At 49.6% G+C, this 21,880-nt stretch carries 21 protein-coding genes and 2 riboswitches; of the genes, 11 read left to right on the top strand and 10 right to left on the bottom strand.

The window, feature by feature from the left end; translation table 11 throughout:
* Nucleotides 1-199 precede the first annotated feature (199 nt).
* From WDY75_RS16965 to WDY75_RS16950, 4 genes are read left to right on the top strand one after another with little or no spacing between them, the layout of a single operon-like run.
* A complete protein-coding gene (locus WDY75_RS16965) occupies nucleotides 200-1,579 on the top strand; it encodes a nitrous oxide reductase family maturation protein NosD (protein ID WP_063479475.1) in 1,380 nt (459 codons plus the stop codon).
* Nucleotides 1,576-2,154, top strand: a complete 579-nt coding sequence (locus tag WDY75_RS16960; protein WP_231888068.1) for a nitrous oxide reductase accessory protein NosL — start codon at nucleotides 1,576-1,578, stop codon at nucleotides 2,152-2,154. The genes WDY75_RS16965 and WDY75_RS16960 overlap by 4 nt, the downstream gene beginning before the upstream one ends.
* Nucleotides 2,144-2,965: an ABC transporter permease gene (locus tag WDY75_RS16955; protein ID WP_063479477.1), complete on the top strand. Its 822-nt coding sequence runs from the start codon at nucleotides 2,144-2,146 to the stop codon at nucleotides 2,963-2,965. The genes WDY75_RS16960 and WDY75_RS16955 overlap by 11 nt, the downstream gene beginning before the upstream one ends.
* Nucleotides 2,962-3,693, top strand: a complete 732-nt coding sequence (locus WDY75_RS16950; protein ID WP_006210806.1) for an ABC transporter ATP-binding protein — start codon at nucleotides 2,962-2,964, stop codon at nucleotides 3,691-3,693. Before WDY75_RS16955 ends, WDY75_RS16950 begins: the two co-directional genes overlap by 4 nt.
* Nucleotides 3,694-3,753: 60 nt before the next feature.
* On the opposite strand, the gene WDY75_RS16945 is transcribed toward WDY75_RS16950, so the two are convergent.
* Both WDY75_RS16945 and WDY75_RS16940 read right to left on the bottom strand, forming a co-directional pair.
* Complete coding sequence (locus WDY75_RS16945; protein WP_063479478.1) at nucleotides 3,754-4,242, bottom strand: FixH family protein; 489 nt, start codon at nucleotides 4,240-4,242, stop codon at nucleotides 3,754-3,756.
* A gap of 14 nt (nucleotides 4,243-4,256) precedes the next feature.
* A complete protein-coding gene (locus WDY75_RS16940; RefSeq protein ID WP_006210804.1) occupies nucleotides 4,257-5,669 on the bottom strand; it encodes a PepSY-associated TM helix domain-containing protein in 1,413 nt (470 codons plus the stop codon).
* A gap of 139 nt (nucleotides 5,670-5,808) precedes the next feature.
* On the opposite strand from WDY75_RS16940, the gene WDY75_RS16935 reads away from it, so the two are divergent.
* The 3 genes from WDY75_RS16935 to WDY75_RS16925 all read left to right on the top strand — a co-directional run bounded on the left by WDY75_RS16935 (nucleotide 5,809) and on the right by WDY75_RS16925 (nucleotide 7,959).
* Nucleotides 5,809-6,369, top strand: coding sequence for a redoxin domain-containing protein (locus WDY75_RS16935; protein ID WP_082834348.1), 561 nt, complete (start codon nucleotides 5,809-5,811; stop codon nucleotides 6,367-6,369).
* 109 nt (nucleotides 6,370-6,478) lie between these two features.
* Nucleotides 6,479-7,303, top strand: a complete 825-nt coding sequence (locus WDY75_RS16930) for a sensor histidine kinase (RefSeq protein ID WP_006210802.1) — start codon at nucleotides 6,479-6,481, stop codon at nucleotides 7,301-7,303.
* Nucleotides 7,303-7,959 (top strand): response regulator transcription factor, encoded by a 657-nt coding sequence (locus WDY75_RS16925; protein ID WP_063479479.1) that lies wholly within the window; start codon nucleotides 7,303-7,305, stop codon nucleotides 7,957-7,959. Before WDY75_RS16930 ends, WDY75_RS16925 begins: the two co-directional genes overlap by 1 nt.
* 96 nt (nucleotides 7,960-8,055) lie before the next feature.
* On the opposite strand, the gene WDY75_RS16920 is transcribed toward WDY75_RS16925, so the two are convergent.
* From WDY75_RS16920 to WDY75_RS16910, 3 genes are all read right to left on the bottom strand, one after another.
* On the bottom strand, nucleotides 8,056-8,403 hold the full coding sequence (locus WDY75_RS16920) for a hypothetical protein (RefSeq protein ID WP_006210800.1): 348 nt from the start codon (nucleotides 8,401-8,403) through the stop codon (nucleotides 8,056-8,058).
* A gap of 204 nt (nucleotides 8,404-8,607) precedes the next feature.
* Entirely contained in the window at nucleotides 8,608-10,314 is a 1,707-nt protein-coding gene (locus WDY75_RS16915; protein ID WP_036639361.1) for an ABC transporter ATP-binding protein, read from the bottom strand.
* A 68-nt stretch (nucleotides 10,315-10,382) separates the two neighbouring features.
* Complete coding sequence (locus tag WDY75_RS16910) at nucleotides 10,383-10,724, bottom strand: hypothetical protein (RefSeq protein WP_063479480.1); 342 nt, start codon at nucleotides 10,722-10,724, stop codon at nucleotides 10,383-10,385.
* Nucleotides 10,725-10,954: 230 nt separating this feature from the next.
* Between WDY75_RS16910 and WDY75_RS16905 the strand changes: the two genes are divergently transcribed.
* The gene (locus tag WDY75_RS16905; protein ID WP_063479481.1) at nucleotides 10,955-11,434 is read left to right on the top strand and encodes a nucleoside deaminase; all 480 of its coding nucleotides are present in this window, start codon (nucleotides 10,955-10,957) and stop codon (nucleotides 11,432-11,434) included.
* A 42-nt stretch (nucleotides 11,435-11,476) separates the two neighbouring features.
* Here WDY75_RS16905 and WDY75_RS16900 read toward each other — a convergent pair whose 3' ends face one another.
* Complete coding sequence (locus WDY75_RS16900; RefSeq protein WP_006210795.1) at nucleotides 11,477-12,262, bottom strand: arylamine N-acetyltransferase family protein; 786 nt, start codon at nucleotides 12,260-12,262, stop codon at nucleotides 11,477-11,479.
* Nucleotides 12,263-12,377: 115 nt separating this feature from the next.
* On the opposite strand from WDY75_RS16900, the gene WDY75_RS16895 reads away from it, so the two are divergent.
* The gene (locus WDY75_RS16895; protein ID WP_063479823.1) at nucleotides 12,378-14,036 is read left to right on the top strand and encodes a YcdB/YcdC domain-containing protein; all 1,659 of its coding nucleotides are present in this window, start codon (nucleotides 12,378-12,380) and stop codon (nucleotides 14,034-14,036) included.
* A 105-nt stretch (nucleotides 14,037-14,141) separates the two neighbouring features.
* On the opposite strand, the gene gcvPB is transcribed toward WDY75_RS16895, so the two are convergent.
* From gcvPB to gcvT, 3 genes are read right to left on the bottom strand one after another with little or no spacing between them, the layout of a single operon-like run.
* Nucleotides 14,142-15,599 carry an aminomethyl-transferring glycine dehydrogenase subunit GcvPB gene (gene gcvPB / locus WDY75_RS16890; protein ID WP_063479482.1) on the bottom strand — a complete coding sequence of 486 codons (1,458 nt, stop codon included), beginning with the start codon at nucleotides 15,597-15,599 and terminating at the stop codon, nucleotides 14,142-14,144.
* Nucleotides 15,596-16,945: an aminomethyl-transferring glycine dehydrogenase subunit GcvPA gene (gene gcvPA / locus WDY75_RS16885; protein ID WP_063479483.1), complete on the bottom strand. Its 1,350-nt coding sequence runs from the start codon at nucleotides 16,943-16,945 to the stop codon at nucleotides 15,596-15,598. Before gcvPA ends, gcvPB begins: the two co-directional genes overlap by 4 nt.
* On the bottom strand, nucleotides 16,942-18,054 hold the full coding sequence (gcvT, locus tag WDY75_RS16880; RefSeq protein ID WP_063479484.1) for a glycine cleavage system aminomethyltransferase GcvT: 1,113 nt from the start codon (nucleotides 18,052-18,054) through the stop codon (nucleotides 16,942-16,944). The genes gcvPA and gcvT overlap by 4 nt, the downstream gene beginning before the upstream one ends.
* Before the next feature lie 221 nt (nucleotides 18,055-18,275).
* Nucleotides 18,276-18,377, bottom strand: a riboswitch (glycine riboswitch).
* Between the two features lie 189 nt (nucleotides 18,378-18,566).
* A riboswitch (glycine riboswitch) is annotated at nucleotides 18,567-18,686 on the top strand.
* A 177-nt stretch (nucleotides 18,687-18,863) separates the two neighbouring features.
* Here gcvT and gcvH point away from each other — a divergent pair.
* On the top strand, nucleotides 18,864-19,253 hold the full coding sequence (gcvH, locus tag WDY75_RS16875) for a glycine cleavage system protein GcvH (protein WP_006210786.1): 390 nt from the start codon (nucleotides 18,864-18,866) through the stop codon (nucleotides 19,251-19,253).
* Between the two features lie 102 nt (nucleotides 19,254-19,355).
* Here gcvH and WDY75_RS16870 read toward each other — a convergent pair whose 3' ends face one another.
* A complete protein-coding gene (locus WDY75_RS16870) occupies nucleotides 19,356-20,273 on the bottom strand; it encodes a DMT family transporter (protein WP_063479485.1) in 918 nt (305 codons plus the stop codon).
* Nucleotides 20,274-20,373: 100 nt separating this feature from the next.
* On the opposite strand from WDY75_RS16870, the gene WDY75_RS16865 reads away from it, so the two are divergent.
* The gene (locus WDY75_RS16865) at nucleotides 20,374-21,828 is read left to right on the top strand and encodes a PLP-dependent aminotransferase family protein (protein WP_063479486.1); all 1,455 of its coding nucleotides are present in this window, start codon (nucleotides 20,374-20,376) and stop codon (nucleotides 21,826-21,828) included.
* Nucleotides 21,829-21,880 lie beyond the last annotated feature (52 nt).

The raw sequence follows: 21,880 nt of genomic DNA, 5'->3' as shown, positions 1-21,880 counted from the left end.
GAATATCTCAGGGCTGAAGATGACCCTATAATTGTGAAAAATCTGTCCATAAATCAGAGACGATTTCGTTAGCATATAGCTCGATATGGTCATAGGACAAATTCAATTCCATTGATATAATCAGTTCATTCCAATACGAGCAGGGAGGGAAATGAGTGATGGTCTTTGGAATTCGTCCAGTTCATGGTGTCGATGCGATATGTTGACAAGAAGGCGAAATAAAACCGCAATCCTCTGTTTCACAATGGTTGCAGCCGTCTTGATAGGACAGGCAATCATCTCTGTCTCAACTGCCGAAGCAGAACTGGCCAATACAACTTCGAGCACCGGCGAGCTGCAAGCCCTGATAGATCAGGCGCACCCAGGGGAGCGCATCCGGGTTCCATCCGGGGTTTATGAAGGGTCATTAATACTATCGAAGAAGATTACGCTGGAAGCGGAGACGGAAGGAAGCGTATCCATCGTAAACGCCAACCCTAACACGAGGTCAGTCATACATATTGCAGCAGATGATGTGGAAATTTCGGGTATTCAGATCATTAACGAGTCTCCATCTAAAATCCCTGCGCTTCTCATAACAGGGGACCGCACCGTTGTGGAGAACATGAATATTCAGACAGCATCACAAGGCATAGTCCTCGAGGATGCGAATGATGGGCAATTCAGGAGCAATATCATTCAGTGGAGTGGCTCGGCGGCAGGCCGGGCCGTGAAGCTGTTTGATAAGGGAAACGGGATCGACTTGTATAATTCGCATCGGAACATCATTCGCGATAATACGATTCAGCGAGTGCATGATGGGATCTATATGGAGAATAGTGATGACAATCGACTGACCTTTAATGTGATTGAACATTCCCGTTACGGGATTCACAGCATGTATTCAAAAGGAGCCGTTATTCAGAATAACCAAGGGAATTTCAATTATACCGGGGCGATGATCATGGCGAGCCGTGAGGTAGAGTTAACCGGGAACGTGTTCAGAAAACAAAGCGAGAACGTAAACTCGCAAGGAATCCTGATCTTTCAGGTACAGGACTCTCTATTTAAGGACAATAAGGTGATTGGAAACCGGGTGGGTCTGTATCTGGAACAATCCGAGAACAATCGGATGGAGAATAATGAGATTGCGAATAATTTTATCGGCATTCAGCTCTTGGGTGCACGGGACAACCTCATCACGGGCAATACCCTGTCCGGGAATGTTACCGAAACATTGGCCCAGGACAGCGCCAACAATTCACTTGATCGTAATTATTGGGACTCGTTCCAAGGGATTGACACGGACGGCGACGGCATCAGCAACATTGCGTATGCGATCAATCCTTTTTTTCAGGGGCTTATTAAAGAACGACCGGCATTCCAGCTTTTCTTCCAATCACCGAGCATGGTATTTCTGGAAGGGCTGTACCAGGCTGACCAGAATACCTGGACCACCGATGAGGAACCGCTCATGGTTCCGTTGACCTCTGATCAAACTTCCGGCCAAAAAGCTTCGTCTACCGCAAGCGGACTTATCGGAGCAGCTTTATTGATCTTAACGTTATCTATTTTACAATGGGCAAGGAGAAGAGAATGATGAAATGGACAAGAAGTTCCAAATCGTACCGGGTTTCGCTAACTGCGCTGTGTATATTGGCCGTTTGGCTGATGACCGCTTGTGGGAGCAAGGACTATAAACCGCAGGCTATTAATGAAGAAACCGATCGCTGCGTTATTTGTAACATGGCGATAAAAGATGACGTATTTGCGACTCAAATCATCACGACTGACGGTCAGTCGCTAAAATTTGATGATATTGGCTGCATGAATGAATGGATCACGCAAAATGGTACCGATGCGGTAGGCGCTACGTTTGTCAGGGATTATAACAGCAGCCAATGGCTCAAATACGAAAAAGCCTATTACGTTTATGATGCCTCCATCAAAACACCGATGGCATACGGTCTGGTATCGTTTGAACAAAAAACGGAGGCCGAGGCGTTCATGAAGGAACAAGGCACAGGCAAACTCATGACAGCCGAACAATTGGAGGACCATTCCTGGGAAGTCAACCGAGACATGATGGATATGGGATCACATGACCATTCCCACACTGAAGAAACAGCTGATGCGGAAGAGACCCACAAGGAAGAAGAACATCATGGTAAATGATGCGGTGCATATTGCCGTCAGAGAAATGAAGATGGGGTTTCGCAATCCGTGGTCCTATTCATTCATGGGACTGTTTGGATTGTTTATGTTATGTTTGCTGCTTATTAATAACGGCGGCTATGTGGAGGGATACTCCAGCATAACGGGTACCATGCTGAATTTGATATTGTACCTGCTTCCGCTGATGACGTTGATGCTGGGCGCGTTCTCCCTGACAGGCGATAAGGAGGACGGAAGCTGGGAGCTTCTATCGTCTTATCCGCTCCGCACGTTGTCTTTTATATTAGGGAAGTTTGCGGGGCTTGCTGTCGTTCTGTTTGTTCTTGTTTCCTTCGGCTTTGGCCTGTCGGCCGTTATGGGGTGGATCACGGGCAGAGGTCTGGACGCACATACTTACATTCTGTTATATGGCTTTTCGATCAGTCTGGCGCTTATGTTTCTGGCGGTATCCTTTCTGATCGGCACCGTGGCTGTCAATCGCTGGCAAGCATTGACCGTTGCTGTTGCGGTATGGTTTTTCGCCATTATCGCATGGTCACCTCTGCTTATTGCGGTGCTTGGCATGATGCCTTACGGTTGGATAAAACCCAGCATTTCTGTGCTTACCTTGTTTAATCCTGCAGAATTGTCGCGGGTATTTGCTGTGGTGAAACTAGGCGGCGGCTCCGTTCTCGGACCGCAGTATTACGATTGGGTCCGATGGATTCGGCAGCCGATGGGTTCGGCGGGTTATATCATAGCCATTCTGGTCTGGGTAGGGGCATCAACCGGTTTGACTCACTGGCTGTGGGAGAGGGGGAGAGCGCGATGAGTGAAACATTTGTACAAATGACCGATGTAGGCAAAACGATCAAGGGTCAGATCATCGTCAACCAGCTAAACCTGAAGATTCCAAGGGGACAGGTTGTGGCTCTCCTGGGAGGAAACGGCGCCGGCAAGAGTACGATTCTCCGGATGCTGGCCGGAATCATCCAGCCCACCCGCGGGGACATCCGGGTAGGGGATTGGAGCTGGAAGGAGAACCGCAGAGGATATGCGGAACTTATCGGTTATATGCCTGACGATTACAGATTCAGTCCTGGACTGACGGCAAGGGAGACGATGGCCTTCTGGGCTAAACTTAAGGGACTGACGGCAAAGCACGGCGATGATATGCTTGCCCGGGTCGGATTGGAGCATACCGGAAACAAAACGGTCTCCTCCTTCTCCAAGGGGATGCGGCAGCGCGTTTTGTTTGCGCAAGTATTGTTGGGGCAGTCCCCTCTTATCATCATGGATGAGCCCACGAACGGTATGGATCCCTATTGGATGCAAAGCTTTGTGGAAATGGTTCGCGAAGCGGCGTACCGAGGTCAGACGGTGTTGTTCTCAACACACCAGCTCCACATCGCGGAGGCTTTGGCAGATCGAATATTATTTCTCAAGGAAGGCGCGATTCGTTTCGAAGGGTCCGGTGAAGATATTCGGCAGCAGTTGGGTTCATCAGGCATGGAGAAAGCATTCGATTATTTATTCGGTATAGCCGATGGTCCCAGATGAGTAAGAGCCGTAAGTGACAGTTGACCTGCTCACGACGGCTCTTTTGCTTATCGTATGTACTTAATGATGGTGGTGTCCTCCTCCGTCAGGAGTCTGGACAGCGTCACCCTTAAGGGACTGTTCGATTAGAGCTAGCTTCTCGACTGCTTCATTGCCAATCGCAAAATACCGGGAAGGCATCACCTGATAATCCTTCGAATGGACTCGGCACGTTACAACATAGAGTCCCTTATCCAGTTTCTGGCTGGCTTCATAGAGTCCCGGTTTCGTTTGGTGACCCTCAACCATTTGTACAGCTTCCGGATCGTTCTCAGGGAAAATTTCAAATTGCACCCGATCGGCATCCTGGAACGGTTGTTCATTGTGCTCGATGGCAACGGAGAAGGTTTTGTTGTTGTCCGAATCCGCACTTGTTGTGATCTGTAAGTCAACCGACAGGTGAGGGAGAAGGCCGTCTGCCGATGGGGACGGATCATGGGAAGTGCATCCGCACAGCAAGAGCATCATGAGCAACAAACCGAATACAGCTGTTTTTATTTTAGATGGCATTTGCGCAACTCCTCCTAGGCTGTAAACCAGTGTTTTAGTGGTTTAATATGACGAATGATCAGTACATCGAGCAGCAAGACAACCAGAATGGATACACCGACCAGCGGCATGATCACCCCAAAGCACAGCATAATCGCCAGCACCCCTATGGTTAGTCGTTTGTCCTTCGCTCGGCCCGGTGCTCCAAGCTTCCCTGAAGGCTTGCGTTTACGCCACATGAAGTAGGAGCTGATCGCGATAAGCATGATGCCGATGCAGGTCAAGAGGCCAAGAATCTGATTGGCAACCCCGAACAATCGTCCTTCATGGAAGGCAATGCCGAGCGTGATCGCTTTGGCCATGATGCCATAATCCTGAAACCGAACATCGGTCAGGATGGCTCCACTATACTGATCGACATGCAGCGTAGCATTAAGACCTGGCTTCTTATGGTCGGTAGAGATGGTATACACCCCGCTGTTTCCATTCGGCATGGAGATGGTGTAAGGCTTCTGAACGTTTTTCTGGTCTGCGATTCCGGTCATTTCATTAACATCCAAACGGATATAGCTGCCGCTCATCGATGCAGGTACCGGAATGTTCTCGGCGGCCCATGGAATGTCTTCGGCAACATCTTTTGCGACCGTAACCGATTGGGGCTTGTCCATAAAACCTAATGCATACGGGGGATAATTGGTATGCGTGGCATTGGCAAACCGATCGATTTGTTTACCCAGTACGCCTGACCACGGAAGTCCGCTGAGGATGAGAATCACGATGCTGATGGACAGCCAAAAAGCAGGGACGGCATGGAGATCACGCCAGAATGTGCGGCTGCCTCGTTTGCCTAATCGGGGGAGCAGCGTACCCCATATCGCTGATTTATTGCGCGGCCACCATAAATAGAGACCTGTAATGACAAGGATGACGGCCCAGCAGGCTGATAGCTCGACGAGCCGGTTCGGCCATGTTCCGCTCATCAGCAATTGGCTGTGCATTTTTTTGAAGAAAGCGGAGAAGGTTTGGTCGCTGTTCTGAATCCCGCGGATCGTGCCTGAATAGGGATCGGCATACAGGATAACGGATTGTTCATTGCGTATGGCCGACATTCTGAACGTGGACTCCGGGTGATCAGGCAGGGTGATCGAGGATATCTTGGTACCCGGATAAGCACCCTCTGTCTTGGCAATGATCTCGGATGGACGGAGTGCCTGCGAGCCCACTTCGCGTACAGTGAGCATGTCCTTGTACAAGTACCCTTCAATCTGCGGCTTGAACAGATACATGGACCCGCTGAACGCCAGAATAATCAGAAACGGTGCGAAAATAATACCAGCATAAAAATGCCATCTCCATACCGACTGATAAAGGGAAGTCGTCCAACGGACACGCGGTTTTTTGGATCTTGTTGCTGGGGTGATAGCATCCTCTTCTAACATACTTTTCATCAATCATTACTCCCTGTTAAACTGGAATTTTTCTTACAATTGTTATTATAGATGCGACTCTATCTAGCAACCTATGGCTCAAAGTAGTCATTTTCATCGGTTTTTGACAATATTTTGATGATGCTTAAAGGAGGTCAATATGATTCGCAAAATTTCCACAGGAAATATTCAAGTGATCCGGCACCTGTTGTTAGGGGGTGCACTGATCCTCATTGTCATTCTGACAATGAAGTCGGTTCTTACATACACCGCTAACGAAGCCGATGTTCGAATCGGCCATGAAGTCCCTGATTTTACGTTAACCACGATGGACGGAAAGGAGATACAACTGAGTGATTTCAGGGGATCGGGGGTATTGCTCAATTTCTGGGCTTCCTGGTGCAACCCTTGTGTTAACGAGCTCCCTCTTATGAACGAGGCTTCCAAGAAAATGCATGGCGTGGAGGTGGTGGCCGTCAATGTCGGAGAAGACGCAGCCATCGTAGAGCGGTTTGCAGAACGCTATGATCTGGAATTCAAGATCTTGCTGGATCAGGACAATCAAGTGAAACGCCTGTACCGCATCACAGGTTTGCCAGCGACAATTCTGATCGATAAGAACGGCATCATGGTTGATCGCGTCGTCGGCGAGCTGGATGATTACAGCCGTATCCTGGGTCTTATGCAGCGGGTTCAGTCAAGCCAATCCGATCTCCAATAGCTCTTTGGAGCCATACCGATATATAATGATATTGATTACAATGAGGGAATAACGAGCTTGACCAGACATCACGAGATAAGTCATGAAATTAACGAAGGCGGGAAATAACATGTCCTATAAACAAATGAAATGGTTGATCTTAATCATTCCAACCTTGACGATTGGCATCTGGGAGTATGTTCGCCATGAGTTCCTGCTGCCTTATATATCGATGGATTTAGGGAATTGGCTTGCGCCGGTGATTGTGTTTTTGGTATCCATTCTGTTTCTGACGCAGCTGTTCTCGTTGATAGAGCGTAACCAGGCGGAGCTGAATGAAGCCCGGGCGCTGCATGCATCCCTGCAGGAGCGGGAGAAAATTGCCCGCGAGCTTCATGATGGCATTGCACAATCCCTGTTTTTGCTGAATGCTCAGATCGATCGGATGGAGGCCATCGGAGACTCCGGGGAACTTCCGTATCAGGAGGTCAAAGAGAGTGTGCATCGTGCCAATACGTATGTGAGAGAGGCAATCGCCAATCTCAGATACCCTATAGATCCGGAGTCGGTCTCCTGGATGCAGAGCATGAACAGTCTGATAACTGAAATTAAGCAGGAGACCAACCTCCAATTTGATATACAGTGGGATATTCCGGACACGATGCTGTCTGCCAAGGAAAAAGTGGAGCTTCTGGCCTCAATAAGGGAATCCTTATTGAATATCCACAAACACGCCGAAGCGAAGCATGTATGCATAACGGCGGTAGAAACGGACTCAGGCTGGAAGTGTTCCGTCAGCGACGATGGAAGGGGCTTTGAGTTGAACAAGCCGCTCAGCAGCAACCGATACGGTATCAAAATTATGAGAGACCGGGCAGAGGCCATGGGCTGGAAATTCATGATGGAAAGACTGCATAACAAAACGATTATTAGCATTCGGAAGGAGATCACCTAATGAATAAACAGCCTTTTCGGGTATTAATCATCGATGACAGCGATCTTGCGAGAGAAGGAATCCGCACCATCTTGAGCAGTGATTCTACCTTTGAGGTGGTAGCTGAGGGGCAGAGCGGCGAGGAAGCCCTGGAGCTCACGGAGAAATGGATGCCTGACATCATCCTGATGGATATTCAGATGCCTGGAATGGGCGGACTAGAAGCGACCAAGCAGGTCAAGGACAAGTTTCCTTACGTTAAAATCGTGATGGTCACGGTATCCGATGATATCGCCCATCTGTTTGATGCCTTGAAGCGCGGAGCGCAGGGGTATCTGTTAAAGAACCTGAATCCTGAATCGTGGCATGAATATCTGAAAGCTATAGCCGTGGACGAAGCGCCGATGAGCCGTGAACTCGCTTTTCGAATACTGAAGGAGTTCTCGCAGCAAGAGAAACCGGATCCAGACAACAGTCCGCTAACCGCACGGGAAAGAGAAATTCTGGGCCGCGTGGCCGAAGGTTTGTCCAATCGCGATATCTCTGTCGCCTTGTGCATATCCGAGAATACCGTCAAGAATCATCTGAAAAATATTTTGCAAAAGCTGCATTTGGAGAATCGGGTTCAGCTTACCCGCTATGCCTTTGAGCAAGGCTGGATGGGGAAGAGAACGTAAGTATAGCCGCAGATGATACCAATCTCCAATCGGTTTAAGGGATGAAGAGGACACGAAATTTAAGATTCCGGCAAAAGAAACCGGTGCATGGTGTGTCTATTTCTGTTTAACAAGGAAGATGCCAACCGCAATGACTCCGATGCCGACCCAGTTCTTCCAAGTTGGAACTTCCTTCAGGAACAGGTAAGCCACTCCTAATGAAATCAGGATTTCCAGGCATTTAGAGAAGATGAGGGTGTAGCCTAATTGATCGGTAGCTTTGTATCCATAACGAATCCCGTATCCTATGCACATATTGGCAATGAGGAACAAGGGGAGCATGAACAACTGAAACTGCAGCGTAGGCCAGAAAAGATGCTGGATATGCTTGGTTTGGTATGAAAATACGAGATTGATGATCGACAGACCGCCGAAGAGCAAGCCGATACTGTAGATGTAGAACATAAAGCGCCTCCTATAACCATAGTCATTGCGGTACGCCATTAATGTTTCCTCGCAACAACTTTTTTATCCATGGACAATTTGAACGAATGCTGTTGTGCAGTCCTGCTGAAATTTTGTAAGGCCTTCGGTGCAAGCGAAGAGTGTGCTTGAGAACATAAAAAGGATGGCTCCCTTACAACCGGGAACCATCCTTCTTTCATATGCTTAATGAACTTGATGAAGCCGGCTGTACACGCCGCCGGAATGAATCAATTCCTGATGTGTGCCCTGTTCGGCAATGCCATCGGAATTCACGACGATAATCCGGTCCGCGCTCTGAATCGTGGTCAGGCGGTGAGCGATAACCAGCGTTGTTCTGCCCACCGACAGTTCTGCAAGCGACTTCTGGATTTGGGCCTCCGTCTCTGTATCCAGTGCGGACGTGGCTTCGTCCAGGATCAGAATCGGCGGGTTCTTAAGGAACATTCTCGCAATGGATAATCGCTGCTTCTGACCGCCGGACAACTTGACTCCGCGTTCCCCGATGATGGTCTCCATGCCGTCTGGCAGGCTGCGTATCAGGTCATCCAGCGATGCTCGCCGAGCGGCTTCCCAGATTTGATGATCGGTTGCATGTAAATCGCCATACGCGATATTGTCCCGGATCGTGCCGGAGAACAGGAAGACATCCTGCTGCACGATGCCGATATGCTTGCGCAGGCTTCGCAATTGGACATCCCGGATATCGATTCCATCAACCGTAATGCTGCCTTGCTCCACCTCATAGAAGCGGGGGAGCAGACTGCAGATCGTCGTTTTGCCCGCACCGGAAGGACCGACAAACGCGACGGTTTCCCCGGCACGAATCGACAGGTGAATGTTATTCAAAATGGTTCTTGACGACTCATATCCAAAGGTTACCCCTTCAAAGCGGATATCTCCCCGGACGGAGGAGAGGGAAACGGCATCAGGGGCATCCGCGATTTCCGGATCGGTTTCCATAATCTCCAGGTAGCGTTTAAAGCCGGCAATGCCTTTGGGATAACTCTCGATAACCGCATTGATCTTCTCGATCGGGCGGAAGAAGATGTTGGAGAGCAGCAGGAATGCCATGAACTCACCCATTTCAAGCTTGCCCTGGATAAAGAACCAGGCACCGCAGATCATAACAAACACCGTGATTAATCTCATCAGCATATAGCTGACCGACATGCTCTTTGCCATGGTTTTGTAAGCCAGCAGCTTGGTGGCACGGAACTGCTTATTCTCCTCGGCAAACAGCTTCTTCTCATGTTCTTCATTAGCAAACGACTGAACGACACGGATACCGCCAACGTTGTCTTCGATGCGGGCATTGAAATTCCCTACATTCCCGAACAATTGTCTATACGTTGTTGTCATTCTTCCGCCGAATTTGATGATCAGCCATGCCATGAATGGCACGATGATGAAGGTTAGCAGTGCAAGCTCCAGATTAATGTAAGCCATAAGGGAGAACGATCCGAGCAATGTCATGATGGCAATAAACACATCCTCCGGCCCATGGTGGGCTACTTCCCCGACATCGTTCAGATCATTCGTGATGCGGCCCATGAGGTGGCCGGTTTTGTTGTTGTCAAAGAAACGGAAGGATAACTTCTGAATATGAGAGAACATGTTCTCCCGCATATCCGTTTCAATATTAATGCCCAGCATATGTCCCCAGTAGGTCACAATATATTGCAGCGCGGTGTTCAGCGCATAGATGGACAGCAGGACGATACAGGCGATAAGGATCAACGGCCAATCCTGGCTTGGCAGCAGATCATCAATAAATTTGCTAACGGCCAGCGGAAAAGCAAGCTCAAGGAGTCCGGCGATGACTGCGCACGTAAAATCCAGAATGAACAATCCCTTATAAGGACGATAGTACGAAAAAAACTTTCTGATCAAGTATCATCACGCTCCAAGTTATACCTCTGTCAGGGTTATGGGTTTGAATAAACAATGTCTAACAGCCATTAACGGCTGTCACTGGGCTGCTTCGTATCATACAACTCAAAAGCTTGAATGTACTCGTGAATGATCTGATCCACGGCCTTCAGCTCTCCGCTGACCACGTCTTTAATTGCTTGAAAGTCGGGGTCATTTACCTGCTTCTTCAAGGTATCCCGTTTCACATATAAATGGTCTAGAAAAGACAGCGCACGCCCCCTGCGAAACGTCTGCGCCATCTTACCGCCTTCTCTGCCGCCGTGGTGTTCCTCAAGACGTCTTCCGTGATGCCCGCCCTGACGGTGGCTATCGCGATGGCGGAATTCCTCCCGGTTCTGGCCCGGCATATCCTGATCCTCTTTTCGCATGCAGCACGACCTCCTTCAAAATAATTAATTGTATACGTATGTATACCTCATAATTTGATTGTATACGTTCGTATACAATTTCGTCAATCCATTTATTTAGGATATTGGAAAATTCGAGGAGACAGAGGGAAGATATGCTATGATTATACATAATCGCCCCGAGGAGAATGTAGTGGGATTGTGACCACGGGAGCGTAGAGAGTAGAGACCATAGAGGGGAGCTTAACGCAATGACCGAACCTAATCATGAATACTGGATGCAGATAGCCATCGAGGAAGCCCATCAAAACGTTCAGAATGTGGAGGGTGGACCTTTTGGAGCGATTGTCGTTAAAGAGGGGAAAGTGATAGGCAGAGGCCGGAATCTGGTTACTGCTCTGAATGACCCTACAGCTCATGCCGAAGTGCAAGCGATACGAGAAGCATGCCTGCATATGGAGGATTTTCAGTTAAAGGGCTGTACGATTTATACCAGCTGCGAGCCTTGCCCGATGTGCCTGGGAGCTATCTATTGGTCAAGACCGGACGCCGTCTATTATGCAAGCACCAAAAAAGAGGCAGCCGAGATCGGGTTTGATGATCATTTTATATATGACGAGATTGCAACACCCATGGAACAGCGTTCGATTCCCATGAAGCAGATTCAGACCGATAATTATTTGCTGCCCTTTCAAGCTTGGAGCTCAGCCGAGCGCAAAATTGAATATTAACATGAAGAACCCGGGTTTCCTGTAAGGGTAGCCCGGGTTTGTTTATGACTTGGCAATTTTGATGCCAAAATAAGTATTGAGCGCATTCGCATATTCCTGCTCGTTGCCTGGCTTAAAGGAATGGACGCCGCTGGGCTTGTAGATTCTGAATTCGTCATTGTCAACAGTATTTCTGCCTTCTGCCGTACGGATGGATACTCGGGCGGTTTTGTTAAAGGGCGATTCGGGAGCATGCTCGCACCAGAATGAAGTCGTAATGAAATCTCGGGGGAGATTCGGTTCCTCCGTAAAGGAGAATACGGGATCCCAGGCTTCCTTCTTCCACTCCTCAAGCATCCAGCCGTATGCTTCTGTTTGTACGAGACGGTAGGTTTCATTGCCCTGGGTTTGTTCCAGGCCATCCACCAGCTCCAGCGGCTGACGCGGACCTGCCCCTCCCACACCAACATCGGCAATAAAGCGCTGCTCCCCGATATTTATCTGCAGAATATGATGCCTGCGTTTGGCTGGAGTATCGGTTTCATCCCGCCAGAAGCGGCCGAAGTAATGAGTGACCTCAAAACCCAGCTCCTGCAGCAGCCAGCCAAACAGGGCATTCAGCTCGAAGCAGTAACCGCCGCGGTGCCTCGTCACGATTTTATCGTAAAGATGGGGGATATCCAGCGAAAGGGGAATTCGGTCCAGGATATCGAGATTTTCATAGGGTACGGTGTGCACATGCTGCTCTTGCAATCTGGCAAGCATATAGGCACTATTTACAATTGGGCCGGTGTATCCAATACGATCCAGATACTGGTTTATGTCCAGGGTATTGACCTTGTTATTCATTTCATCACCGCAACTTTCGTATTTGGTCAGCTTGGTAGAACGTAGCGAAATATAATTATATACTTTATATCATAAATCAGAACTTTCTAATAGAGAAGGAAACGGAGTGGAGATTATGCCGATGGATATGACCGCCCTTCTGACGGCAGCTAGAAAAATAACATTCATACCTGAGCATTATAGACTTGTTATGGAGGACAATACCCCTAAGGGTTTTAATGAAAGAGCAAGAACGTTTATTTGGGAGGATCCTCAGCTTAAAGATCATAAAATCGAGGTATCTTTAAGTTTGAAAACCGGACAGCTGATGAGGCTGGAAATCGAACAGGAGTCACATGAATCGATGGAGGAGGCTGTTGCAATTGAACAGGCGAAGAAGGCCGCGAAAGCGTTCATGAGCAAGTTTCATCCGGATCATAAAGCGTTGACCTCCCTTCACGCTGAGTTTAAGAGAAACCGCTATGATGTCGAAATTAGGGCCGAAGTAGGAGGATTGCCTCTGCCTAATACCGGATGTGAAGTCAGACTTGATCAAAATTTAAATGTGGTCCGATATCAGGCGGACGAATACACGGGGGTGGAACTTCCCGGTTGGCCTTCTGAAATCGTCACCCCTGAGGCAACGAAGGAGCGGATCATTCAGGATATACATATGGGGTTAATCATTACGACATTATATCCGTCAGTTTACGAACTGGAAGGGAATGAGGAGCAGCATCGTCTGGTCTATGAACCGGCTCAAGGACGTCGCAAGATCGATGCCGTGACGGGTGAGCCCTTGTTTGCTCTGCAGCACGATCTGCTGCCGCCTACGGTTCCCATTCCCCCTGCCCATGATGAAATACAGCAGCCGTCCAAAGAGACTGAAGGAGCATTGCTTGAGGCGATGGCTCATTCAAACCCCGAAACGGAGAATATGTCCTCGGATGGATACACAAGCCTGATTCGCTTCTGGGAGGCACAGCTTGGGATAGATACCGCAAGGTACGTTCTGGATCGGCCCAGAGGAGACGAGGAGAACCTAATTCTGTACTATTTTGAAAAAAACCTCGCGAACAATGAAGCTGGCGCGGATCAGGAGAGTTGTCCCACAACGGACCCGTTATCCGTTGACGGATACATGGAAAGACGATGGGGAGACGCACTTCGAAACTTTGATGCGGCTTATATGGTACATATTGATAAATCGACGGGCCATCTGGAAAGGCTGCATTATAAGCAAAGGAGCCCTGAGGGTGAAGCGGTGTTAACGCGTGAGCAATGCTGGAGGGTCGCAGAACGATTCTTGCAGCGGTTCTTCCCTGAATATGCGGCATACTTGCAATTGGAAGTGGAGTGGGATGAAGAGGAGTCGGAAGCGGATCAAGAGCTTGAGGAAGAGCAAGGCGCAGCTGAACCGCGCAAGCGGGAGAACTTCCATCTACCGTTATTTGTTGATCAATACAGGGTCAGGACCGAGCGTGTTCATATCAGCGTAAGTACCATTACAGGTGAAGTCCTTATCTACCGCAGTGTGTCGAAGGAGAGAATTCTAGAGCTGGAGGCCTGCCGGTTTGAGTCCATGGTTTCGCCCGAGGAGGCGCTTGCCCGTTATGCGGACCATCTCGAAGTATCGCTTAGGTGGTTCATTGACGGTGACGACAACACATCATGCTACAAATTAATCTATGATCCCGTCTACAAGAGGAGAGCAGAGCTGGAAGGAACAACGGAAGAGCATGTACTGGAATTTATCGATGCCGTGAACGGAGAGCCTTTGTGGATGAAGATGTAGTGTATTATAAATGTTCATATTATGCCGTATCACAAAAGAAGGGTGCCCCAATCGCCAGAAACTGGCGAGGGACACCCTTTCTTGTATAACAGCTCAAACTTTATATTAACCGCAAGTGCAGTTCAGAACCGGTTTGCGTGCGGCGGTTGTTTCGTCAAGACGCTTCACCACGGTTGTATAAGGTGCGTTGATGACAACCTCCGGCGTGGTTTCAGCTTCCTTGGCGATCTGGATCATCGTGTCGATGAAGCCGTCAAGTGTTTCCTTGCTTTCTGTCTCGGTCGGCTCAATCATGATGCATTCTTCTACGTTCAGCGGGAAGTAGATGGTTGGCGGATGATAACCAAAGTCGAGCAGCCGCTTGGCAACATCAAGAGTACGTACACCGTTTTCTTTCAGCTTTCTGCCGGACAGGACGAATTCGTGCTTGCACAGCCCCGGGTAAGCGACCTCGTAGTATGGAGCCAGACGATGCATCATATAGTTGGCGTTCAGTACGGCGAGTTCAGAGACGCGGCGGAGCCCGTCTGGACCGTAGGTGCGAATATACGTGTAGGCACGAACCAGGATACCGAAGTTGCCATAGAATGCCTTTACGCGGCCAATCGACTGGGGCCTGTCGTAATCCCAATAGAAGCTGCCGTCCTCGCGTTTGGATACAATCGGTTTTGGCAGGAACGGAATCAACAAACTCTTCACACCGACAGGACCAGCACCCGGACCGCCGCCGCCGTGCGGGGTACTCATTGTTTTATGCAGATTGAGATGGACTACGTCAAAACCCATGTCGCCTGGTCGGGTAATACCCATAATCGCATTGGAATTGGCTCCGTCATAATAGAGGAGACCGCCTGCCTCGTGCACGATTTCCGCAATTTCCACGATCTGCTCCTCGAACAGACCCAGTGTGCTTGGATTCGTCAGCATCAGGGCGGCCGTGTCGTCACCAACAACTGCGCGCAGAGCATCCAGATCCACCATACCGCGCTCGTTGGATTTGATCGTGATGGTGTCGTAACCGGCTACTGTCGCACTGGCTGGATTCGTACCGTGCGAGGAGTCGGGAACAATCACCTTGGTGCGCTTCTCGCCGCGGCTCTCATGGTAAGCACGGATAAGCATAAGACCCGTCCATTCACCGTGGGCACCCGCAGCAGGCTGCAGTGTTACCTGATCCATGCCGGTAAGTGCCGCCAGATCGTTCTGAAGGGTATAGAGCATCTCCAGAGCCCCCTGAATGCTTTCTTCAGGCTGGTACGGATGAATCTTGGCAAACCCGGCAAAGCGGGCAACATCCTCATTAATCTTCGGATTATATTTCATCGTGCATGAACCGAGCGGGTAGAAGCCGTTATCGATACCGAAGTTTCGTCTCGACAGCTCGGTGTAGTGCCGTATCACATCTACTTCGTATACTTCCGGCAGCTCAGCCGGATTGCTGCGAAGCAGATCTTCTGGGATGAGGGATGCAGCGTCCACTTCCGGAACGTCACACTCAGGAAGGGAATAGGCGACACGCCCCGGCTTGCTGAGTTCGAATATCAATGCTTTTTCCGGTTTCATATGATCGCCTCCAGTTCGCCAATGAATTGGTCGATTTCTTCCTTCGTTCGCCGCTCGGTTACGGCAATCAGCATGCATCCTTGAAGCTCGGGATAGGAGACACCGAGATCATATCCGCCGATATAACCTGCACCCAGCAGCTTCGAGTTGAGCTCCTTGATGTTAGTCCCTTCTGGCAGCTTCACTACGAATTCGTTAAAGAAGGGAGAGCTGAATGGAAGGGAGAGGGACCCATGGGATGCACGCTCAGCAGCATAATGGGATTTGCGCACATTGAGAAGAGCTGCCTCCTGCATGCCCGCTTTGCCCAGGGTGGACATATAAACGGACGCACACAAAGCGAGCAGGGCCTGGTTCGAGCAGATGTTGGACGTTGCCTTCTCGCGGCGGATATGCTGTTCGCGCGCTTGCAGGGTTAGCACGAATCCCCGTTTGCCGTCCTGGTCAACGGTTTGACCCACAATACGACCGGGAATCCGGCGCATCAGCGGCTCGGATACCGCAAAGAAACCGCAGGTGGGTCCACCAAGAGATGCAGGAATACCAAGCGGCTGAGCATCGCCGACCACAATGTCGGCCCCAAGGACGCCTGGAGATTCCAGCAAACCAAGGGAGAGCGGATTAACGCTTAGCACAAGGAGCGATTTTTTCTCATGCACCAACGGTTCGATCGACCTCACATCTTCAATGCAGCCGAAGAAATTCGGCGATTGCAGAAGTACGGCCGCTGTATCTTCTGTAATCGCGGCAGCGAGAGCTTTCTGGTCGGTAACCCCATTCACAATGCCGACTTCAACGACTTCCAGGTCGAGGCCATGAGCCGACGTGAGAACGATTTCCCGTGCTTCTGGATGAACAGCGCGGGAAATGACGATTTTCTTGCGTTTAGTCGCCCCGCTGGCAAGCGCTGCAGCTTCGGCAAGTGCCGTAGATCCGTCATACATGCTGGCATTCGCGACCTTCATGCCGGTCAATTCGCAGATATAGGATTGAAATTCAAAGATTGCTTGAAGCTCGCCCTGACTGATCTCCGGCTGGTAAGGCGTATAAGCGGTATAGAATTCGGAGCGGGAGATGACATGATTGAGCACAACGGGAATATGGTGGTCATATAAACCGGCGCCCAGAAAGCTTGTATAGCGATCAAAATCGGCGTTGCGATCCGACAGGCTGCGCATATGCTTCAGAAGTTCCGGCTCACCCAGTCGTTTCGACATAGGGATGACTCCGTTGTAACGGACAGCTTTCGGGATATCGGCAAACAGATCCTCGATCGTCTCCGCACCGACTGCGGCAAGCATGTCGGCCTGATCTTGATCGGTCATAGGCAAGTAACGATGCTTCATGATAAGGCAGCTCCTCTTTTGTAGAATGGTGTCTTAACCACTTTGGCTTTTAACTTCTTACCGCGGATTTCCACCCATACCTCGGAATCCAGGCTTGTATAGGCGGTTTCGATCAGGGCCAGGCCTAGATTTCTCTTGAGCGTTGGGGACTGAGTACCGCTTGTCACTTCGCCGATGGGTTCACCTTCACTGTTGAATACAGGATAATGGGAGCGAGGAATGCCGCGGTCGATGAGTTCTATGCCGACAAGTTTACGCGGTACACCCGCATTTTTCTGCTGCTGAAGCGCTTCCCGACCGATGAAATCACCGCTGTCCAGCTTCACGAAGAAACCCAGGCTGGCTTCAAGCGGAGAAATCGTGCTTGAAAGTTCCTGCCCGTACAATGGCAATTTCGCCTCGAAGCGAAGCGTATCACGGGCACCGAGTCCAGTTGGAATGAGTCCATGAGATTGTCCAGCGGCTAACAGACCACTCCAAATGGCAGGTGCATCTGCAGCGGAGCAGTAGATTTCGAAGCCATCTTCCCCGGTGTAACCGGTCCGGGACAGCAGCGCTGTCGCGTCGAATACTTGAGCGTTCTGAATAAAATGGAAGGAAGGGAGCTCGCTTAGTGTCTCGGAGGTAGCCTGCGCCATGATGTTTACAGCGTCAGGCCCCTGAATTGCAATCAGCGCTGTCTCTGCGGATACATTCCGGATTATGACATCACCCGCAAGATGATCCTGAAGCCACTGGAGACCCTTGTCGATGTTGGAGGCATTCACAACCAGCATGAATTGATCCGCCGACAGTTTATAGACAAGCAGATCATCAACCGTACCACCGTTGTCGTAACACATTAGGGTGTATTGGGCCTGACCAGCTGATAATCGGGTTACATCATTCGTAGTCATCTTCTGGATAAAGGCTTCAGCGTCTGCTCCTGTGACGATAAATTCGCCCATATGGGAAACGTCGAACAGCCCAGCCTGCTTGCGCACAGCTTCATGCTCTTGAACAATGCCGGAAAATTGCACGGGAAGCTCCCAGCCGCCGAAGTCGATGCAGCGAGCCGAAGGAAAATCGGAATAAAGCGGGTAGAGCGGTGTACGTTGTAATGAACTCATCTCTTCACCTCTTCTAATTGGCATGATTAAGGGGGGAACACCAAAAAAAGGACAGGCAGAAGGATAACAAGAGGCGCTCGAAAAAAAGCCCGCTCATTAAATCATCCTTCTGCTCTGTCCTTTGTACCTGAGAGTTACCCCACATGTCATGTTAGTATTGTGTAAAGCGTGTGTGAGTTTCCCCGTGGGTGATTCTGCATTTAGAATTCTCTCCAGAGGTGCGTCCGGTAAAGGTCCTTTTGCCTGAGAGATTCACCGTGTTACGGCTTACTCCTTCGGCGTTACCTGTCAATCCTGTTGGTAATCTCTCCCGCTACCATCATCCGCGTGAAAATATATTGAGTTGTAATGATCTTCCTTTGTTCTTGTGATTATTATAAACGTCTTTCTCCATAAAGTGTCAACCTTTATTTCACTTAAATATTTTCAATGCTAAAATTTTTGTCAGATATCTTGACATCGCCTCGTCCCTGTTTTATTCTGTGGGAGAATAAGCCAATCGAATATGCGGATGACGATGGATGGGAGAGACCGCCGAAAAGGGTATAGCTGCCGGGCGGCACCGAAGGAGCAAACCGTTGTGCCTGCCGGGCTTACGAGTAATCTCTCAGGTAAAAGTACCGCCATCTGACGCAGCTCTGGAGAGTGCGCAAGCCACCCAAGGGGAAAGATAGGACCAAGGCGACACGTGGTCGATCACAAACTCTCAGGTACCGAGGACAGAGAGAAGGCGAATGCCTTTTTTGTGTTCTTTTTTTTCATTTATTCACCTTAATTTCATTTCTTTAAGAAAAGAGGAGTATCCGTAAATGAGTGAAATCAGAGAGAATTTGGTGTACAGCGACGATCATGAATGGGCATTGAAGGTAGAAGGAAACGTGGTGCGCGTCGGCATTTCCGATCATGCGCAATGCCAGCTGGGCGATATCGTATTCGTTGAGCTGCCTGAGGCAGGTGCTGCGGTTTCCGCAGGCGATAGCATTGGTACAATTGAATCGGTTAAAACCGTATCAGAGCTGTATTCCCCTGTATCCGGAACCATTACCAAAGTGAATAATTCACTGGAAGACCAGCCGGAGCTTGTAAACGGAGAGCCGTACGATGGCGGATGGATTATTGAGGTTGAGGTGGAGGGTGAGCTGGAGGAAGCCCTCGGGAAGCTGCTGACTGCTGAATCTTATCGTGCGAAAGTGGACTAACAATTGAACCATAATCTGGGATATTAAAACATAAACAGCTGCGCGTTCGTAACGAAGGTTACGAGGTGCAGCTGTTTTAATTTTTTTCTCCAAGTGCTATTTCTAAAGCGTGTTCGACGCCAAGCGTCTTGCGCTCATGCGTGCTCGAAGTTCAGGAAGATTGATGACGACGATCCCGCCAATAATCAACAGACTGCCAAGGATTGAATAGAGTGAAATGCCTTCAGCATACAGGAGCACGCCCAGTCCCAGTGCTATAATCGGAGAAACAAACAGCCAGGTGGAAGGGAAAAACGCATTCGTTGCTTTCAGCAGCCAGGCATACAGGCTATGGCCCAGCATCGAGCCGATGATCATCAAATACAATACAGAGCCTATAGCAGGCAGGGTCAGAATATCATGCAACCGAACTTGTTCACTGAATACCGACAGAAGCAATAACGCAGCTCCGCCATACATCATCTGGACCGCATTGATCGTGATCGGCGAGATATCGGGCATGTCAAATGACAGTTTGCGGGTAGCCAGGGAGCCCACGCTATATCCGATCTCCCCGATTAGAATGACGATACAGCTCAGAATCCAAATCATATTGCTCCCCAGCACCAGATTTGGCATGATGAGCACGCAGACCCCCGCAAAACCGACGGCGCATCCCCAATAATCGCTGCGCCGGGCTTTTTTCCTCATCACAACCGATTGAACTATCAGAATCATCATTGGACCTGTTGCCGACAGAATGGCAGCGATTCCTGAAGTTATATGCTGCTCAGCCCAGTACAGTGTTGCAAATGTCATAAACGTGCTGGTCATTCCAATCAGAATGAACTCCTTGCGCAGGAGCAGCTTCAACTTCACTTTACGCCGTGATATCATCCACAGGAAGATGAGTGCGCCCGCCAGAAGGAATCGAATCCCTGCCGAGAAAAAGGGCGGCAGTCCGGCTTCAACGCCAACCTTGATGGCGAGAAACGTTGTGCTGAAAATAGCGCACATTAGCAAGTAGTTGAAAATAATCATGCAGCATCCTCCTTTTTCTATACTATAATGGGTAGTTAGTAGACCAGATCGCTAGAAGATAGAACAGATGCGCCAATGGTACAGATTGGGGGAAACATCTATGGAAATCACAACGGTGGGAGCTAAACATGAAAAACGGAAGCTGCAGCAATCTGTCTATGACGCTATCGTGGATGGCATAACCCAAGGTGAGTGGAAGGAACTGGACAAGCTGCCCTCCGTGCGAGTGATGGCCGGGAGAATGAACGTTCATCGATTGACGGTGCTGAAGGCTTATCAGCAGCTGCTGGAAGATGGGATTGTTCATGTAAAATACAAATCGGGATATTTCGTATCGGCATCGGAATCGGCAGCCGCCGATGCATCGCCAGCATCGCATCGGGACAGCCGATCATGGGATTATCAGGCCAGATCGCTGTATGTCCATCGCAGCCGGTTATCTGACATTCACAGGCAGCAAGTGGATTACCAAATGTCCGAAGCCCTGATTGATCCTGGTTTGCTGCCCAATGCCTACCTGTCCAATCATGTCAAACAAGTGTTTGATATGTATCCGAAGGTGCTGAGCACTTATTCCTCGGTGTCCGGAGATATAGAGCTGCGAGCGGAATTGGCCCGGTATTTTATGGAGAAACAAGGCATAACGGTACATCCGGAAGAGCTGCTGATCACAACGGGCTCTCAACAGGCAATTGACTTGATTTCACGTTCCTTGGTGAAAGACGGAGATCGCGTATTGATTGAACGGCCGACATACAGTCCGGCGATTGATTTGTTTGTGCAGCAGAATGTGAAGCTGCTTCCCGTCGAGATTGCGCCGCAAGGATATGATCTCGAACAGATCGAATTTCTTATGCGTACAGAGCAGCCGAAGCTGTTCTATATGAACCCTACATTTCAGAATCCCACGGGATATACGGTTCCCGTCAGACAGCGCAAGGCGCTGGTTGAATTGGCGGAACGGTATCAATGCATTTTGGTGGAGGATGAGGTATATCACGACATCTATTTCGGAGATCCGCCGCCGCTGCCCTTTTTTTATTACGATACCGAAGGGTATGTCATTCACATTCGAAGCTTCAGCAAATATGTGGCTCCCGGCTTGCGAATATCGGTGCTGGCTGCCCGTCCGGAGCTGATGAATGCCATTATTCCGATCAAGGCCCTTTCGGACAATGGAACGCCGCTGCTGACCCAGAAGATATTCCAGCATTATTTCTTCTCCAGCAGGCTTCAGGAGCATGTGGCTAAGCTTCGAATTGCGCTGGAGCTTCGTAAAGCCAGAATGGAGAAGCTGCTGGAGGCTACGGATTGGCGATGGACCAGCCCAGGAGGAGGGTTGAATCTGTGGATAGAGCTCCCGAACAACGTCAACGTGGATGAGTTATTGCGGCAATGTCTTGCTGAGTCGATAGCCTTTGTTCCCGGGCGTATTTGTGATCCTCTGGATAGGATGGATTCGTGGATCAGGCTCAGTTATTCGTATATCAGTGAGATCCAGCTGGAAGAAGGTATCAGGCGTCTGATTCAGATAGCGGATCGCGTGAAGGTATAAGAGATACACAGAATCAATGCATCTGCAATCTAGTGACAGGGCAGCAGAGTCG

It is taken from the genome of Paenibacillus glucanolyticus (assembly GCF_037333485.1).
In the GTDB taxonomy this organism is placed as follows: domain Bacteria; phylum Bacillota; class Bacilli; order Paenibacillales; family Paenibacillaceae; genus Paenibacillus_AQ; species Paenibacillus_AQ glucanolyticus.
This window is presented reverse-complemented; position numbering and strand designations above follow the sequence as displayed.